General features: G+C 63.5%; 10 protein-coding genes. 7 read left to right on the forward strand and 3 right to left on the reverse strand.

The annotated features are described in order from the left end of the window. Window positions 1-140 precede the first annotated feature (140 nt). The 5 genes from O6R08_RS04610 (at window position 141) to O6R08_RS04630 (ending at window position 9487) form a co-directional block, all read left to right on the forward strand. The gene (locus O6R08_RS04610; protein ID WP_271418939.1) at window positions 141-1073 is read left to right on the forward strand and encodes a T3SS (YopN, CesT) and YbjN peptide-binding chaperone 1; all 933 of its coding nucleotides are present in this window, start codon (window positions 141-143) and stop codon (window positions 1071-1073) included. An 87-nt stretch (window positions 1074-1160) separates the two neighbouring features. Next, the gene (locus O6R08_RS04615) at window positions 1161-2015 is read left to right on the forward strand and encodes a universal stress protein (RefSeq protein WP_271418940.1); all 855 of its coding nucleotides are present in this window, start codon (window positions 1161-1163) and stop codon (window positions 2013-2015) included. 129 nt (window positions 2016-2144) lie between these two features. Further along, a complete protein-coding gene (hrpA, locus tag O6R08_RS04620; RefSeq protein ID WP_271418941.1) occupies window positions 2145-6248 on the forward strand; it encodes an ATP-dependent RNA helicase HrpA in 4104 nt (1367 codons plus the stop codon). Between the two features lie 101 nt (window positions 6249-6349). Next, on the forward strand, window positions 6350-8524 hold the full coding sequence (gnpA, locus tag O6R08_RS04625) for a 1,3-beta-galactosyl-N-acetylhexosamine phosphorylase (RefSeq protein ID WP_271418942.1): 2175 nt from the start codon (window positions 6350-6352) through the stop codon (window positions 8522-8524). A 54-nt stretch (window positions 8525-8578) separates the two neighbouring features. Continuing rightward, window positions 8579-9487, forward strand: a complete 909-nt coding sequence (locus O6R08_RS04630) for an acyl-CoA thioesterase (RefSeq protein WP_271418943.1) — start codon at window positions 8579-8581, stop codon at window positions 9485-9487. Between the two features lie 63 nt (window positions 9488-9550). Here the strand turns inward: O6R08_RS04630 and O6R08_RS04635 are convergent, their stop codons facing one another. Further along, window positions 9551-10489, reverse strand: a complete 939-nt coding sequence (locus tag O6R08_RS04635) for a sigma-70 family RNA polymerase sigma factor (RefSeq protein WP_271418944.1) — start codon at window positions 10487-10489, stop codon at window positions 9551-9553. Between the two features lie 342 nt (window positions 10490-10831). Between O6R08_RS04635 and O6R08_RS04640 the strand changes: the two genes are divergently transcribed. Further along, entirely contained in the window at window positions 10832-12484 is a 1653-nt protein-coding gene (locus O6R08_RS04640; protein ID WP_271418945.1) for an RNA polymerase sigma factor, read from the forward strand. A gap of 69 nt (window positions 12485-12553) precedes the next feature. Here O6R08_RS04640 and O6R08_RS04645 read toward each other — a convergent pair whose 3' ends face one another. Then, a complete protein-coding gene (locus O6R08_RS04645; protein WP_271418946.1) occupies window positions 12554-15124 on the reverse strand; it encodes a glycosyl hydrolase 2 galactose-binding domain-containing protein in 2571 nt (856 codons plus the stop codon). Window positions 15125-15231: 107 nt separating this feature from the next. Between O6R08_RS04645 and O6R08_RS04650 the strand changes: the two genes are divergently transcribed. Next, window positions 15232-15789 carry a TetR/AcrR family transcriptional regulator gene (locus tag O6R08_RS04650; RefSeq protein ID WP_271418947.1) on the forward strand — a complete coding sequence of 186 codons (558 nt, stop codon included), beginning with the start codon at window positions 15232-15234 and terminating at the stop codon, window positions 15787-15789. Here the strand turns inward: O6R08_RS04650 and O6R08_RS04655 are convergent. Next, the gene (locus O6R08_RS04655; protein WP_271418948.1) at window positions 15776-16915 is read right to left on the reverse strand and encodes an alpha/beta hydrolase; all 1140 of its coding nucleotides are present in this window, start codon (window positions 16913-16915) and stop codon (window positions 15776-15778) included. The genes O6R08_RS04650 and O6R08_RS04655 overlap by 14 nt on opposite strands. Window positions 16916-16934 lie beyond the last annotated feature (19 nt).

Consider the following 16934-nt stretch of genomic DNA (forward strand, 5'->3'; position numbering starts at 1 on the left):
CACCGGCGTGTGCGCGTCTCAGCACCCGCCGGCCCTCGAATGTCCCAGCGACGCCGCGCCCCGCCAGGCATCTTCACCAGATGACACCGGAAGACAGACTCAGGCTCCACATCTGCTTCCAGACCTACTAGGTTGGAGACATGGAGGAGCCACCAGACTTCGGGTTCGACCTGGACCGCAGCACGGCACAGGCCTGGGACCAGTTCGCCGAGCGCCTGGCTGAGGTCGTCTCCGTCATTGACGACGATGGTGAGTTGACGATCTCAACCATGTCAGCGCGCAATGACACCACGCCTTTCATTCGCTTCGTGCAGGAGGACCCCGGTCGCAGTGACGACATCGCGATGATTCTGGCCGAGGCGTCCAGCAACACATGTCTACCCGACAGTTCTCAGCTCACCGATGCCCAGCTCGACGGGTTGAGTTCCCTGGGATGGCAGGACCCCGGGACATGCACCTCTCACAAGACTGACAACTACTGGGTTTACCGCAGTCAGGATGACAGTGAGCAGCTCGCTGAACTGGCAGTGACGACCCTTCGCGACATCTTCGGTGTCCCTCACCCGGTCTTCCTGGCCCCCGACCAGCTTGCAGAGATCCTGCGGCCCGAACCTCCGCTGTCTGCCACCGAGGCGACCAGCGTCCCGGCCATCATGCCGGTCGACAAGGACCACCTCGATCGTCTCGTGGCCGACGAGTTGTCCCAGATGTTCGGCCACCCCGCCATTCGCGACAGCGAGGGGGATTTCGCCATCCGGGTGGGCACCTGCATGGTGTTCGTGCGGACCACCCCTGACGCCTCTGAACTGTTGCTCTTCGCAGCCCTCGTCCATGACGTCGAGGGACGATCTCGAGCTGTTGAGGTCCTCAACGACCTCAACGTCCAGTCTCGATACGGGCGCTTCGCCCTGCATCAGGATCGTGTCTTCGTCACCATGTCAGTGATGGCCCATCCCTTTGTTGCGGCGCACTTGCACCAGGCAGTCTCCATCATGTCCCGGTTGGCTGATGGATTGGACAACGAACTGGCTCGCAAGCTGCGCGGCAGAACCACGTTTGAAGAGGGATCCTGACCCGATCCCCTTTGCTACCAGCCAAGTGGTGGGACAATAGGACAAAGGGGACCGATGCTCCCCAACGTCTCACTGAGGAGGACCACCATGACCGATGATCGAACCTCGTCGAAGGGCCGCCGCGCCACGGTCATCGTGGGAGTCGACGGCTCGGAGGACGGTCTGCGAGCTGCCCGGTACGCCGCAGGATCCGCCATCAGGAGAGACGCCGATCTCGTCGTCCTTCACGCTGTTGACGATGCTGCTGTCGCCGGCACCTGGGGTATCGCCTATGACCCGACCGCCCTGCAGGACGCCGGCCAAGTCGTCGTCGATGACGCCATCGACGTCGCCAAGGACCGCGGGATGGATCCCGATCGCATCTCGGGTGAGGTGGTTCTGGGTAATCCAGCCGCCATCCTCGCCGACCGCAGCGCCGACGCCCAGCTCGTCGTCGTGGGCCGTCGGGCCAGCTCCGGACTGGAGCGGATGTTCGTCGGATCAACGTCTGTGGCCGTGGCTGGCATGTCCGTCGCACCCGTCGTCGTCATCTCGCGTGCCTCCAACCCGAACCCGACTGGTGGCAAGAAGTGTGTGGCCGTGGCCGTCGGCCCCCAGAACACAGGGCCTGCCGCCATTGAATTCGGATTCGCTGAGGCCGACCGCCGGGGCTGCAAACTCCTGGCCGTGACCGTTGTGGGGCAAGACTCTCAGACGATCCACGAAGAGGCACTCCAGCGGCTCGACAAGGCCATCGCACCCGTTGCCGACAAGTACCCCGGCGTTGAGGTCGAGACCCGGCTACTGTCCGGCGAGCCTGTGGATGCCCTGGTCGACCTGTCCGGCGACGTCGACCTCCTCGTCATCGACATGAAGAAGCACCCGATTCTGGGATGGATCGCTGGCGGAGTCAGCCGCGGCATCATGGCCCATGCTCGGTCCCCGTTGGCCATTTGCCACTGACCCGCCGGTGAGGTCGATGTTCGTGGTCATGGTGCGCTGTTGGTCGTGCCGCGTGCAGCCTGACCACGCAAGCAGGTGCGGTCTCGTGCGTCGCTGAGTGTCAGACCTGCCACATAGACTGGGTGGGTCATGTCTGATTCACGACTGGAAGGTGAGCTGCCCGGTGGGGGAGTCATCGCTTTCGACACCGAGCTTCCCATCGCGGCACACGCCGACGACATCGCCGACCTCATCCGGGACCATCAAGTCGTGGTCGTCGCCGGTGAGACCGGTTCAGGAAAGACCACCCAGCTTCCCAAGATTTGTCTGGCCATCGGGCGTCGTCACATCGCCCACACCCAGCCTCGCCGGATTGCCGCGCGCAGCGTTGCCGAACGCGTTGCCGACGAGATGGGTGTCGAACTGGGGGACCAGGTTGGCTATCAGGTGCGGTTCACCCGGCGTGCCACCTCTGAGACCGCACTGACGGTCATGACCGACGGCGTGTTGCTGGCCGAGATCTCCCATGATCGCGACCTGCGCGCCCACGACACCATCATCATCGACGAGGCCCACGAGCGCAGCCTCAACATTGACTTCCTGCTGGGCTATCTCAAGCAGCTGCTGCCGCGGCGCCCCGACCTCAAGGTCATCATCACCTCGGCCACCATCGACACCGCGCGGTTCTCGGCTCATTTCGACCACGCCCCCGTCATCGAGGTCTCTGGACGGACCTATCCCGTCGAGGTGCGTTATCGCCCGCTGGACCCCTCCGAGCAGGTCCGCGCCGACGACGAGGATGACGGTGATGACGGCGATGACGAAGGTGAGGAGTTCTCGGAGACCACCTCGGCTCCTGCCCTGACCACTGGCAATGACGACGTCGTCGACCAGGTCACCGGGATCTGCCGAGCCGTCGAGGAACTGACACGGGAAGGACGTGGTGACATCCTCGTCTTCCTGGCCGGTGAGCAGGAGATTCGCGAAACTGCTGAGGCCCTTGCCGACCTCAAACTCTCCAACACCGAGATCCTGCCGCTGTTCGCTCGGCTGTCGGCCGCCGAACAGCACCGGGTCTTCACCCCGCACAGTGGCCGTCGCATCGTGCTGGCCACCAACGTCGCTGAGACCTCCCTCACCGTGCCGGGCATCCGCTACGTCATTGATCCGGGAACTGCTCGCATCTCGCGGTACTCGGTGCGCACCAAGGTGCAGCGTCTCCCCATCGAGCCGGTCTCCCAGGCCAGCGCGAACCAGCGAGCCGGACGATGTGGCCGCGTCGCCCCTGGTATCTGCATCCGTCTGTACTCCAAGGCCGACTTCCAGTCTCGTCCTGAGTTCACCGAGCCGGAGATCCTGCGCACCAACCTGGCTGCCGTCATCCTCCAGATGGCCCAGGCCAGACTGGGTGCCATCACCGACTTTCCCTTCGTCGAGGCCCCCGACCGCTCCCGGATCAATGACGGCATCCGGCTGCTTGACGAGCTGGGAGCCCTCAAACCCGGTCACCGTCACGCTCCCCGGTTGACCACGATTGGCCATCAGCTCGCCCGGATGCCGTTGGACCCGCGCCTGGGACGGATGCTGCTGGAAGGGTCGAGGCAGGGCAGCCTTGCCGAGGTCCTCGTCATCGTTGCAGCCCTGTCCACCCGCGACGTCCGGGAGCGTCCTGCCGACAAGCGGGACGAGGCCGACAGTTTCCACCGTCGTTTCGCGACCGAGGCGAACCTGCTGCAGACCCTTCAGGTCGTCGACAGCGCTGCCAACAACCGGGTGGGGGACTGGTCCCAGGTCCGTCAGCAGGCACACCAGCGCGCCGTCGACACCCCGAAACCGGGGGCACCGGCCCGCCACACTCCGCACACCAATTCCCGTCCTGGAAAGCCCACACCTCAGACCAAGCCAGGCGGGATCGACGAGGGCGGCGACATCATGGCCATTCATCGGCTGTGGCGTTACCTGCGCCACCAGCGTCACCAGATGGGGTCCTCCGCGTTCCGTCGCATGTGCCGAGCCGAGTACATCAACTACCTGCGCGTCCGTGAGTGGGACGACTTGCACGGCCAGCTGCGCCAGATCGCCAAGGAATTACACCTGGAGATCAACCAGACCCCGGCGCCGACCGACCGTGTTCTCGTCGCTGTGTTGTCCGGCCTGCTGTCCCACATCGGTCTGGCCCAGGTCCGTGAGTCCTCGAAGCGTCGCGGACCCCGTTCCGGGCCGCAGGAGTACACCGGGGCTCGCGGCACCAGGTTCGCCATCAATCCCGGTTCCCTGTTGGCGCGCACGTCCCCCGAACTCGTCGTCGCCGTCGAGCTGGTGGAAACCTCTCGGCTGTGGGCGCGAGGGGTGGCAGCCATCCAGCCCGAGTGGGTCGAGGAGGTCGCCGGGGCGCTCATCAAGCGTTCCTGGGCCGGCGCCCACTGGTCAGCCTCGACGGCCTCCGTGGTCGCCACGGAAAGGGCGACCCTCTTCGGGGTGCCGCTGTGGGCCGATCGTCGTGTCAACTACGGACGCATTGACCCGGTCGTCTCCCGGCAGATCTTCATTCGTTCGGCCCTGGTGGAGCGCGACTGGCGATCCCATCATGGCTTCCTCAAGCACAATGACCGCGTTCGTGACGAGGCTGCCGATCTTGAGGAACGCAGCCGTCAGCGCGGATTGGTCGCCGATGACGACGCCATTTTCGCCTTCTACGACCAGCGTGTTCCCGAAGGTATCGTCTCCGGGTCCCATTTCGATGCCTGGTGGCGACGAGTCGAGGACCGCCACCAGCTCGACCTGTCCCTCGATGATCTCGTCGACTCGGACTCGGTCAACGCCGATGCCTTCCCCGACCACTGGACGGTCGGCAATCTCGATCTTCCGGTGCGCTACGTCTTTGATCCCGGATCCGGCCATGACGGGGTCACCGTCACCATCCCGCTGGCCCTGCTCAACCAGGTCCACACCGAGCCATTCAGTTGGCAGGTCCCAGGGTTGCGCACCGAGTTGGCCACCGAGCTCATCCGCGCCCTTCCCAAGCCGATTCGTACTCAATTGGTACCGGCTCCCGACCGTGCCCGAGCTGCACTGACCTGGCTTGAGGACAACGACGCTGACCGTCAGGCTCCCTTCACCGAGGAACTTGGGCGGGCATTGCGCGCCCTCACCGGAGTCGTCGTCGAGGCCGGCGACTGGAACACAGCCGCCATTCCGGCCCACTTGCGGGTGGGTTTCGACATCGTTGATGCCGAAGGACATGCCGTCGGCAAGAAGTCCGGGAAGAAGGGCGCGAAGAAGCCGAACTCAACCCGGCCCACGCACGTCGCCAGGTCCGAGGACTTGGAATCCCTCCAGACCGAGCTGGCCGCCAAGGTTTCGCAATCCTTGACGAAGGCTGCCAGACGGCCTCAGATCCACGGGGCGAGGCAGTGGACCTTCGATCCGATCCCGCAACGGGTTGACCTGTCGCGCAAGGGTGCTGACGCCGTCGGCTATCCCTGCCTGGTTGACGAGGGGGATGCGGTGGGCACCACCGTCCTCGACACCGCGCAGGCTCAGCAGGCCAGCCATGCTGCGGGAGTCGTGAGGCTGCTCGTCCTCACTCTGCCCGACCCGACGAAGTGGGTCGTGGCGCACATGGACAATGGCACCAAGCTGGCGCTGGCGACCTCCCCGTATCCCACTGTGCCGGCATTGTTGGCCGATGCGCGTCACAAGGCGGTGGCCTCGGTCGCCCACGAGAAGGCCGGGGACCTCTCGGAGATCCGGACCAAGAAGGCCTTCGACGACCTTGCCCTGGCCGTCCGTCAGGACCAAGCAGATCGGATGGCCCGTGTGGTGCGCACCGCCGGGCGGATTCTCACCAGACTCGTCGAGGCTCGTCAGGGACTGGCAACGGTCTCGGATCCGGTCGTTCGCGACGACATCACAGCCCAGATTGACGACCTCGTCTTCGAGAACTTCATCTCGGCCACTCCGGATCCCTGGTACGACGACATGCCGCGCTGGATCGAGGGGGTGAGCGTGCGCATCGAGTCCCTCACGACGAATCCGCTGCGCGATCCTCGTCAGATGGCCGAACTTGAGCCGCTGCTGGCCGAGTACGACGCCTTGTGCGAGCAACAACCCCCGGGGAAGCTTCCCGCCCAGGTCGAGGAGATCGGGTTCATGCTGGAAGAACTTCGCGTCCAGTACTTCGCCCAGCGTCTTGGCACCAGGGTCACCGTCTCTGCGAAACGGATTCGTTCGGCCATGAACAAGGTGTCCTGACCACATCGATGAACACGTTCACATAGAGTGAGCGAGAGTCCAAAACCATCGTCGCGCCGTCGGTAAGATCAAACCCCGGCCGCACTCAAGGAGGAATGCCCATGACCTCGTCTGATCCCTGCACCGTGGGGAGAGTCACCCTGCCAGTCGAAGAGGGTATGGATGACGATCTGGCTGCGATCATCGAGAGTCTCGGTGCCGACGCAGTGCGTAACAGTGACGGCACGTGGTTGCCCACGATCGTGTCCGACCTGGGGACGAAGGTCTACTCAACCCGGTTCTGTGCCCGTGGGGATGAGGCCTGGGCCCTGGACCATCTCGACGAGCACGTCAGTCTGTACCTGTGCTCCGACCGAGTCCCGGCCCTGGAGGACGGTCCACTGGAGATCCACATCATGCGCGGCTTCTTCGCCGAGCAGGTACGCCCCGACACCGACGTCGACATCAAGCGGTGGTGGCAGGTGCGAGACCGCACCACCGGCGAGGTCATCGACGACTGGACGGTCACCGGGGAGGGTGCCGACTGCGTCGTGACGGTGCCGGCGATGGCCGGGCACGTCTACACCGTGGCATTCCTGGCAGCTCAGCTGTGGGACACCACCCAGATGTACAACTACACGACGAATCACTGGGAGAACGACCCCACTCGCAGCAAGGAGCATCCCTTCGACGTCGTGTACCCCGCCACCTGGAATCACGTCCAGGAATCCTTGTCCGAATGGCTCGACGCCCACCCAGAGGTCGACGTCGTCCGTTTCACGACCTTCTTCTACCACTTCACCCTCTACTTCAATGAGCAGGCCAAGGAGAAATTCGTCGACTGGTTCGGGTATTCGGCGAGCGTGTCGGTGCCCCTCATGGAAGCCTTCGAGGCCGAGACCGGCTGGAAGATCGACCCGGAGGACTTCGTCGACGCCGGATATCACAATTCCTCCTTCCGTCCGCCCTCGAAGTTCTTCCTGGCATGGATCGACTTCGTCAACCGTTTCGTCACGGACCGGGTGCGACGACTTGTCGAGATCTGCCATGACAAGGGCCGCGAGGCGATGATGTTCCTCGGGGACAACTGGATTGGCACCGAGCCCTACGGTGAGCTCTTCGCCACAACCGGTCTGGACGCCGTGGTCGGTTCCGTGGGGTCGGCCGCCACCTGCCGAATGATCTCCGACATTCCCGGTGTCCGCTACACCGAGGGGCGATTCCTGCCCTACTTCTTCCCCGACGTCTTCAACGACGAGGGCGACCCGGTGGGGGAGGCCAACACCTCCTGGGTGCAGGCTCGTCGCGCCATCGTCCGCAAGCCGCTGGACCGCATCGGCTACGGTGGATACCTCTCCCTGGCCAACCAGTACCCCGAGTTCATGGCGCGGATCGCGCAGATCTGTCAGGAGTTCCGCGACATCTGGGAGCGCAGCGGCGGAAAGACCCCACGCACCGCACCGTTCAGGGTCGGCATCCTCAACTGTTGGGGAGCACGTCGCACCTGGATGACCCACATGGTCGCCCACGCCCTGTACTACAAACAGGCTGCGCCGTACCTGGGTGTCGTCGAGGCCTTGGCCGGCCTGCCCTTCGACATCGACTGGCTCGATTTCGACGACATCCGTGACGGAGTTCCCGAGGGGATCGGGGTACTCATCAACACCGGGGCTGCTGGAACCTCCTTCTCGGGCGCCCAGGAGTGGGCTGACGTCGCAGTGCAGGCAGCAGTGCGCACCTTCGTAGCTCGCGGAGGCGGTTTCATCGGGGTGGGTGATCCGACCTTCTGGCCTGGCGGTGGGGCGTCCTTCCGGCTCTCTGACGTCCTCGGCGTCGATCGTGAGATCGGTTGGAGTCTGTCGACCGACCGCTACCCGAATGTCATTGACTCTCATTTCATCACCGACGGTCTGAGCCTGGAGGTCGGCCCGGTCGCTCCCGAGATCGTCCCGGTGTGCGACGACACGCAGGTGCTGGAGATCGAGGACGGATCAATACGCGCCGCCGTCCACACCCTCGGCAAGGGACGGGCCGTCTACCTGGCCGGCCTGCCGTACACCGTCGACAATTCGCGACTCCTCCACCGGGCGATCTGGTGGGCCGCTGGGCGTGACGACATGTTCGCCGACCAGTACGTCGCCGATGATCCTCGCGTCGAGACGGCCTGTTACGACGAGGCTGGTCTGGTGCTGGTGACCAACGTCAGCTTCGATGAGGTGACGACGACCATCAGCGGTCTGGCCGACGAGGTGACTCTCGCCCCAGCCGGATCTGTCTGGATCGACATCTCTGCGTGACGACGAGAACCCAAAACCACTGTGCCCGACCCGTGCGTCTGGCACAGTGGTTGGGTGCCATCGACGACTGCTGAACTGCTTGACCTGCTCGATCTCGAGGACTTGGACCTCGACCTGTTTCGAGGCAAACAACCTCGTACCACTTGGCAGCGAACATTTGGCGGTCAGGTGATCGCCCAGGCCTTGGTGGCTGGTGCTCGGACGGTTCCCGAGCGCACCGTCCACTCCATGCACGCCCTGTTCCTCCATGCCGGTCGCACTGATCTGCCCATGATTTTCGACGTCGAGCGGATTCGTGACGGACGGAACTTCAGCACGCGTCGGGTCAATGCCCGCCAACATGGTCGCACCATCTTCACCGCAGAGCTGTCCTTCAAGAACCGTGAGAATGGACCGGAACACTCCGACCCCATGCCGGACTATCTGCCCGGCCCGCAGGACTGCCCGACCCTGGCCGAGGCCTTGGTGCAGATGTTCGGCCGACCGATGCCGACCGTCAAGGAATGGGACGCCCTCGATGTGCGGCTGGCCAGTGACGGGTCCAACCTCGTCGATCCCAACCACGCCACCCATCTGAGCTTGTGGGTTCGCACCACTGCCAGTCTTCCGGACTCTCGGGTGGTGCAACGGGCCATCTTGGCCTACATCTCCGACATCAGCTTGATGGCCGGTGCCGTCATGCCGCACGTGGGGTCGATCCCACCGGGCATGGTCGTCAATCCGGCATCCCTGGATCACGCGATGTGGTTCCATCGCACCGCCAAGGCAGACCAGTGGCTGCTCTACGACCAGGTGTCCCCAAGCGCTTCGGGTCTACTCGGATTCTCCATGGGTCGGTTGATGCAGGACGGACAGCTCATCGCGTCCTGTTGCCAGGAGGGAGTCATGAAGCTGGTGGACGCCAACGACGTGGATGCCTCGGTGACCTTCCCCGTTGGGCCCCGACCAACGGCCACGTCATGACAACAACGATGGCCCCGGATTTCTCCGAGGCCATCGTTGTCGTTGGTGGTGTCGTTGTAGGGATCAGGCAGCCATGGTGGCCAGGTTGCGCTGACGCATGGTGGCCAGGGCGGCACGCTCGATCTGACGGACGCGCTCGGCGGTGATTCCCCAGACCTTGCCGATGTCGGCGAGCTTGGCCTGGCGACCGTCAACGAGTCCATAGCGGCGACGCACGACGTCAGCGGAACGCTCGTCGAGGTCGTCGAGCAAGCCCTCGAGACGACCACGGTCCTCGGCGTCCAGAACGATGTCGTCGGGGCCGGGAGAGGTCTCACGGGCAATGAGGTCACCCAGGCTGGTGTCGCCGTCGTCTTCGACCGGGGCATCGAGGGAGACGTGGTCGCGTCCGAACCGGATGAGCTCGACGACACGCTCCTCGGTGATCTCCAGCTCGGCGGCGATCTCGGAGATCTCGGGCTCGCGGCCCAGCTGGCGCTCCAAGTTGCGGCGGGCGGCAGAGACCTGGTTCACCTGCTCGGCGACGTGCACCGGGAGACGGACGATGCGGCCCTGTTGTGCGATACCGCGGCTGATGGCCTGACGAACCCACCATGTGGCGTAGGTCGAGAACTTGAAGCCTTTGGCGTAGTCGAACTTCTCGACGGCGCGAATGAGGCCGGTATTGCCTTCCTGTACGAGGTCGAGAAGAGGCATCTGGGAGCGGCCGTACTTTCGGGCCACCGAGACGACCAGACGCAGGTTGGCGCGCACGAAGTGGGCCATGGCCTCGTCACCGTCAGCGGCGATGAATCGCAGCTCCTCCTCAGTGGCATCAGAGGTGGTTTCGGCCTGCCCCTCGAGAACGGCGCGTGCAAACACACCGGCCTCGATCCTGCGGGCCAATGCGACCTCCTGTTCGGCATTGAGTAGTGGGGTGCGGGCGATTCCGTCCAGGTAGAGGCCGACCGCATCCTTTCCGTCGATGCCATCGGTGGTACGAACCCGGGACTTGGTGTCCATGTGCTCCGCCTTTCTCCGTCGGACTGGCTGACACCCATACCAACGCCCAAAGGGGTCGAATGTCATCCCTCATGGGCCCAAGAGTGCCTGCAGTCGTGGACGAGCGCGGAGGATCAGACTGTGGTCGTACCCGATCGACCGGGGCAGCCATTCCGTGGCAGGAGGGTGAGAGGTGGGGTCGAGTTTGTGTCATCGGGCACGGGGTGCCACAATGGTCGAAAGGTCTTGACGCCTCCCGGGCGTCGTATGCCCTAGGGTCCTTTAGGTGAGTAGTCGTCGAGTACTCGTCGATTGTCGCGGACCCATTTTTGGAGGGGACAGCACTGAAGGACTGGTCAGTCCTTGGAGAGGATACCCGTGTCGACCACCACGTCCAGCACTGCAAACACCGCTGCAGACGAGGAGGCGAAGACAGCCACCACGAGGAAGAGCACACGCTCCACCTCTGCCAAAACCAATGCCACCGGTCGGGCCAAGAAGGCCACGACGAAGACGAGCTCCGCATCACCCAAGAAGTCCACGGCCACGAAGTCGTCACCCAAGAAGTCGTCGGCCACGACGTCGGTTGATGAAGCGAAGGCTCCTGCAACCAAGAGGACTTCCGGTACCAAGACTGCTGGCAAGTCCGCCACGACAACCGCAGCCAAGACGACGAAGACCTCTGCGACGAAGGCGTCGGGGGCCAAGAAGTCGACCACGAAGTCGTCGGGGACCAAGGCAACTGGAACCACCTCAACTGGCACCAAGAAGTCGACCACCAGCAAGAAGTCCACCACCTCGAAGTCGACCACCACCAAGAAATCCACGGCCAAGAAGTCGACCACCACCGCGAAGGCCAAGAAGGAAACCACCATCGCCGAGGCCGCTTCCGGCGCGGTTGATGTGACGGTCGAGCGCGACGGTGACGACGTGGTGCTGACCGTGGGAGGCAAGAAGCGTTCTCTCGACGACGTCGATGACAGCGAGTACGACCCGGCTGAGGCTGCCAAGGACGAGCAGCAGATCAACAAGGAGGCCGAGGGGTTCTCCCTGTCCGACAACGACGACGCCGACGAACCCGAGCAGACCGTCATGGTTGCCGGTGCCACCGCCGACCCCGTCAAGGACTACCTCAAGCAGATCGGCAAGGTGGCCCTGCTCAACGCTGTCGAGGAGGTGGACCTCGCCAAGCGCATCGAGGCCGGCCTGTTCGCCGGCGAGCAACTCGCCGACCCGGATCTCAAGATCTCTGAGGAGGACCGCGAGGACTACGAGTGGATCGCTGAGGACGGCAAGGCCGCCAAGAACCACCTGCTGGAGGCCAACCTCCGTCTGGTGGTGTCGCTGGCCAAGCGCTACACCGGTCGCGGCATGCTCTTCCTCGACCTCATCCAGGAAGGAAACCTCGGCCTCATCCGCGCCGTCGAGAAGTTCGACTACACCAAGGGTTACAAGTTCTCGACCTACGCGACATGGTGGATCAAACAGGCCATTACCCGAGCCATGGCTGACCAGGCCCGCACGATTCGTATCCCGGTGCACATGGTCGAGGTCATCAACAAGCTGGCCCGAGTGCAGCGTCAGATGCTCCAGGACCTGGGACGCGAACCCACCCCGGAGGAGCTGGCCAAGGAACTCGACATGACGGCCGAAAAGGTCATCGAGGTGCAGAAGTACGGCCGCGAGCCGATCTCCTTGCACACCCCGCTGGGTGAGGACGGCGACTCCGAGTTCGGCGACCTCATCGAGGATTCCGAGGCCATCGTCCCGGCCGAAGCCGTCAACTTCACCCTCCTGCAGGAGCAGCTGCACGACGTCCTCGACACCTTGTCCGAGCGCGAGGCCGGCGTCGTCTCGATGCGATTCGGCCTGACCGACGGTCAGCCGAAGACCCTCGACGAGATCGGCAAGGTGTATGGGGTCACCCGTGAGCGCATTCGCCAGATCGAGTCCAAGACGATGTCGAAGCTGAGGCACCCCAGCCGTTCTCAGGTGCTGCGCGATTACCTCGACTGAGGACCGGTCACGATGAACGAAGGGGCGCCCCGTGGGACGCCCCTTCGTCATGGTCGAGTCATCAACACATCATCGCTCCACATCGTCAAGGAAGTGACGCACGGCGATCTGTTCAGGATTGAACCCTGTGGGTAGTCCATCGAGGTTCATGATGACGGTCCTTCCGCTTCGCACATCGAGGGCCGACACGTCGGCTCGAACTGCCGGCCATGGGGTCAGGACTCGGACGAAATAGGCGAACATCGAGGCCGTCACCCGGACTTTCGCCGTCGTAGTTCCTGTCGCCGTCACCTCAATGTCAAGGTCGGGGTCGGGCAGGTCAAGATCAGCGATACGTGTCAGGAAGAGCCGGTTGGAGGGCAGAGTCGCACCTTCAACCCACACGTAGTGGTCGCCGTTCACCGGCACTTGGGTGCGTGGCATTGACCACACCATCTCGGAGGTCGATGGCGGCACCGACACCTTCACCTTGTGCGTCTGCTCAACAGTGCCATCAAATCTCTCGATGGTGACGGCCACCGTGTCAACGACCCGGTTGGGCTGGACGTTACTAACCCACAGTTCCAAGGACTCGTCGGTCAGTCGCAGGATAGGAAGGGCTGGAGCAAAAGCGCGAGCCGCAGCGTAATAGCCCGGTTTGGCTCCCAGATCGTGATCGATCAGGGACCACGTCATTCCTGGCCAGGGTTCATTGAGCTGCCACACCAAGGTGCCGGCACAGTGAGGCCAACGACGTCGATAGTGCTCGATGCCGAACTTGAGCCCCTCAGCCTGCACCACCTGGGTGGAGGTGACGTAGGACTGGACCGACGTCGGCCTTCCCACCTCGTACTCGACGAGAGCCATTCCCTTGGCCTTCGGAGTGTCCTTGTTGCGCGCGATGAGCACTGGATCATCGAGTGTCAGATGGTCTTTTCCAAGCCACCTCTCCAAGGTGGGTAGGTCAGCGCTGGCGTGAATGCCGAACTCACTAATGAAGCGCCCGGTGTCATGGCGATAGCGGTGGAAGTGCATGGCCTCGGCCGGGCTGACGTAGTTCTCGTGGGTGCCGGCGCCAACGTCGGCTCCGTGCCAGACCTCCCATGCGTGACGGTCGCCGGCACCAGTGCCGTTGACGCGCGGGTCGGTGTCGGCGTCGGTGGCTGGGCTGTTGGCCCAGTAACCCACGGTGGGGCTATTGCGGCCCACAGCCTCGGGCAGAATCTCGTCAAAGATCGCCGATCCCCATTGTCCGGGGTTCAGATTGCTCCAGACTGCCTGGTGCATGGCCTGCACCTCGTTGCCGCCAGCCCACAGTGCAAGGCTCGGGTGATGGGCCAGACGGCGGGTCTGGTAGTCAGCCTCTGTCCGCACCTCAGACATGAACTCTTGGTCGTCACCGGGATAGTCGATGCAGGCGAACATGAAGTCGTGCCAGACAAGGATGCCGTTCTCGTCGCAGGCATCCATGAAGGCGTCAGAGGCGTAGACGCCGCCGCCCCAGACGCGCACCATCGTCATGCCACCGTTGCGGCAGGCATCCACCAGATCACGATCCTGTTCCGGTGACACCGAGCCCACGAGCATTGACTGTGGAACGAGGTTGGCTCCCCGGGCGAAGATCGGCACACCGTTGAGCATGAAGCGGAAGTGACGGGCTGGCCCGTCGTATTCGGGATCGTCGGGGTCGATGGAGTGGTCGACCGTGATGGTCCTGATGCCGGCCATCCCAGAATCCGTGGCGATGGTGTTGGCATCCTCGTCATGGACGCCGACCTCGACGCGATACAGGAAAGGCTCACCCATATCGTGGGTCCACCACAACTGGGGATGGTCCACCTGCAGCACGACCGAGGCAACCCCATCGTGGATGAGGGCATGGCCGTCGGTGCGATCTCCGGTGGGTGAGGTCAGGGAGACATCGACGTCGAAAGGCAGGAGGTCGTCGTGGGTGGTGACGGCCACGACGACGTTGACCGTGGCACAGTCTTCAGCGATGGAGAGGGTCTCGACGCGATGAGTGACCTCGACAGGAGGTCGGCGGGTGAATTCAACCTTCCCCGTCAGCCCGATGGAAGGAATGCGTGGGGCGAAATCCCACCCCCAGGAGAACATCCCCTTGCGCCGCCGTGTTGCAGCGAGGTTGAGGGTGAGAATCCCGGCTCCCGGTTCGGCGTCGAGTTCCTGAGGAGCAGCGGCATTGAGGAACTCGCTCACGGCATTAACCATGGCCCGGGTGGCAGGGGGCTCGGTGAGGCCGTCCAGCGGGGGAGCGAATCGAATGAAGACCTCTGCCTGGTCGCCCTCGACGTGTGGCACGACGGTCGAGAAAGGACGGAACTGGCTGGCATGACGTCCGACGTGCTTGCCATCAACCCAGATGTCGGCGACCGTGTCGACTTTGGTCAGGGTCAAGACGAGAGGTTCATCGCCGTCCGGGATCGGTACCCTCCCGCGATACCACCAGGCACGGTCCTCGACCCAGCGGCAATCCTTCTCATGATTTCCGAGGTAGGGGTGATCAATGATCCCAGCCGCAATGAGGCTTTCGTGGACTCCACCTGGCACGACCGCGTCGATCCACTCGCGATGGTCGGCCGCCAATTGACCTGGATCGAGGACATGGGGGTCACTGGAGGTGAGCTGGAACAGGGCACTCATGAGAACTCCTTCGTCGGCCCGAAGCACATCTAAACCCTAGTACAACTCGGTATTCATTGATGGGGGTAGCAGACCATCACCTGAGATTGCCCTCTATCGTTGGGCCCATGGCAGTGACGACGAAAACCTCAGCTCGACGTGGCCCGTACGCCAAGGGGGTCGCCCGACGGGCTGAGATCCTTGACGTTGCGCTGCAACTGTACGGCGCGAGCTCGGGCGATCGACCGACCTTGGCTGCCATTGCCGCGCAGGTCGGTCTCACCGAGGCTGGCGTGTTGCACTATTTCGGTTCAATGGATGAGCTCTTCGTTGCCATCTTGGAGGCTCGCGACATTCACGCCGTCGATGCCGGAGCACTCACCGACCCCGAGCACGTGTGGGCATATCTGGCCCAGACGACCCGTACCCCGGGCTTGACGAAGCTATTCGTCGATATGAGCGTGGCTGCTGCCGACCCCAACCATCCCGCCCATGCCTTCATGGAACGGCATCGGCGGCGGGTTTACGAGGTCGTCAGGACGGGATTGGGGATTGACGACGAGCAGGCTGTAAGGCTGGCAGTAGCGGCCGCAGAGGGTTTGCAGCTGAGGTGGGTTCAGGATCACAGCACCGACATTGCCGGGGATCTGGAGGCCTTGGCCCGGATCCTCACTAGTGTTCGTTGAGGAAGGCCAGCCCAACAGTGGTGACGACCTGGAATCCCAGTGAGTTTCGCGCCTGGATGTCAAAGGCATGGTTGAACATCGGCAATTGCACGTGTGTCACGTCCACCCCGGCCTGGCGGGAGTGAGCAACGAAGTCTCGTACGCTCGAGGGCGGGACAAAAGTGTCGCGATTGCCCTGGATCACCATCGTCGGGGGAGCCTTAGGAGTGATCCAGGTGGAACTGTTGACGGCGCGGTAGCGGTCGGGAAACTGTTCGGGCGCGCCACCGATGTACATCGTGGCGGCATTTCCCGCTCCCAGGGTGGTAACTGACTGGACTGCTGCGACGTCCACCGTCGGGTACAAGGCCAAGACCGATTTCGGGGCGCGCATTGGTCCGCACGAACTTGTCATCTTCCCACTTGCGGCGCCGTAGGCCAGGTTGATGGCCATCCCACCGCCGGCAGAATCTCCCATGATCGACACTCGGGACGGATCACCACCGAACTCCTTGACGTGAGCCAGGCTCCAGGCCCAGGCGCAGGCTACCTGCTTCGGTGCGATGTCCCAGGTGGGATGCCCCTTGTATGCCAAGACATACGAGGGGCGAACAACCAACCAGCCATGGTCGGAAAACCACCTCAAGGTGGCGGGCATGGTGGCGTCGGTATTCCACCCTCCGCCGTGAATGTCGACCAGAACAGGTGCGTTGTGTCGTTGGGGACGGTAAATCTGGGCGGTCTCATCGGGTCTGGAACCATACCGGACCGTCTCGTCAGGGTGACTTGCCATTGACGACACTGCAGCTGCCGACAAGACGTTGATCCGTCCACCGGCTCGATCAGTCACCCATGTCGTCGAGGCCGTGGCAGTAGCCGGAAGGATCAGCGCCATCACCGAGGCGATGACGGCCACCACTCGCAGAGCACCTCTGGCCAGAAAGGCGAAGACGAGAGCAATCGCGACAATGCCCAGGGCCGGCACGGCCAAGGAGCCCACCAAAACCGAGGAGACGAAGGTCAGGGCATCACGAGAAGGCAGGATCGCAGCTACTGACCACGCCAGCACCGGAAGGGCCAGTATCAGGCCAAGGAGGCCAGAGGCGATGCGTAGCCAGGAATGACGAGAAGTTGTCGTGTCTGCCACGTGCCTACCGTACTCACGA

The organism is Cutibacterium equinum (assembly GCF_028021195.1).
Lineage (GTDB): Bacteria > Actinomycetota > Actinomycetes > Propionibacteriales > Propionibacteriaceae > Cutibacterium > Cutibacterium equinum.

Excerpts from the sequence above, each read along its gene's own strand:
- O6R08_RS04610 (WP_271418939.1), top strand. The coding sequence starts at position 141 with ATGGAGGAGCCACCAGACTTCGGGTTCGACCTGGACCGCAGCACGGCA.
- O6R08_RS04615 (WP_271418940.1), top strand. The coding sequence starts at position 1,161 with ATGACCGATGATCGAACCTCGTCGAAGGGCCGCCGCGCCACGGTCATC.
- hrpA (WP_271418941.1), top strand. The coding sequence starts at position 2,145 with ATGTCTGATTCACGACTGGAAGGTGAGCTGCCCGGTGGGGGAGTCATC.
- gnpA (WP_271418942.1), top strand. The coding sequence starts at position 6,350 with ATGACCTCGTCTGATCCCTGCACCGTGGGGAGAGTCACCCTGCCAGTC.
- O6R08_RS04635 (WP_271418944.1), bottom strand. The coding sequence starts at position 10,489 with ATGGACACCAAGTCCCGGGTTCGTACCACCGATGGCATCGACGGAAAG.
- O6R08_RS04645 (WP_271418946.1), bottom strand. The coding sequence starts at position 15,124 with ATGAGTGCCCTGTTCCAGCTCACCTCCAGTGACCCCCATGTCCTCGAT.
- O6R08_RS04650 (WP_271418947.1), top strand. The coding sequence starts at position 15,232 with ATGGCAGTGACGACGAAAACCTCAGCTCGACGTGGCCCGTACGCCAAG.